Raw genomic sequence first — 850 nt, 5'->3', positions numbered from 1 at the left:
AGGGCGATAGTCGCTGGGTGTAGACCCGAAACCAAGTGATCTACTCATGGCCAGGATGAAGGTGCGGTAACACGCACTGGAGGTCCGAACCCACTAATGTTGAAAAATTAGGGGATGAGCTGTGGGTAGGGGTGAAAGGCTAAACAAACTTGGAAATAGCTGGTTCTCTCCGAAAACTATTTAGGTAGTGCCTCAAGTATCACCATCGGGGGTAGAGCACTGTTATGGCTAGGGGGTCATCGCGACTTACCAAACCATTGCAAACTCCGAATACCGATGAGTGCGAGCTTGGGAGACAGACGTCGGGTGCTAACGTCCGGCGTCAAGAGGGAAACAACCCAGACCGCCAGCTAAGGTCCCAAAGATTGGCTAAGTGGAAAACGAAGTGGGAAGGCTAAAACAGTCAGGATGTTGGCTTAGAAGCAGCCATCATTTAAAGAAAGCGTAATAGCTCACTGATCGAGTCGTCCTGCGCGGAAGATGTAACGGGGCTAAGCCAGTCACCGAAGCTGCGGATATGCGTAAGCATATGGTAGGAGAGCGTTCTGTAAGCCTGCGAAGGTGTCTTGTAAAGGATGCTGGAGGTATCAGAAGTGCGAATGCTGACATGAGTAGCGATAATGGGGGTGAAAAGCCCCCACGCCGTAAGCCCAAGGTTTCCTGTTCAACGTTCATCGGAGCAGGGTGAGTCGGCCCCTAAGGCGAGGCAGAGATGCGTAGCTGATGGGAAGCAGGTTAATATTCCTGCACCGTCGTATGATGCGATGGGGGGACGGATCGCGGAAGGTTGTCTGACTGTTGGAATAGTCAGTTTCTGGTTCATAGAAGGCGCTTAGGCAAATCCGGGCGC

The 850-nt window shown here is 52.1% G+C and carries 1 rRNA gene; it reads left to right on the top strand.

The features are described 5' to 3' along the window. Window positions 1-850 (top strand): 23S ribosomal RNA (locus GEV02_RS32565); the annotation flags it as partial.

It is taken from the genome of Rugamonas aquatica (genome assembly GCF_009380215.1).
Classification (GTDB): Bacteria; Pseudomonadota; Gammaproteobacteria; order Burkholderiales; family Burkholderiaceae_D; genus Rugamonas; species Rugamonas aquatica_B.
The sequence above is the reverse complement of the archived record's forward strand: the minus strand, read 5'-3'. Positions and strand labels throughout refer to the sequence as shown.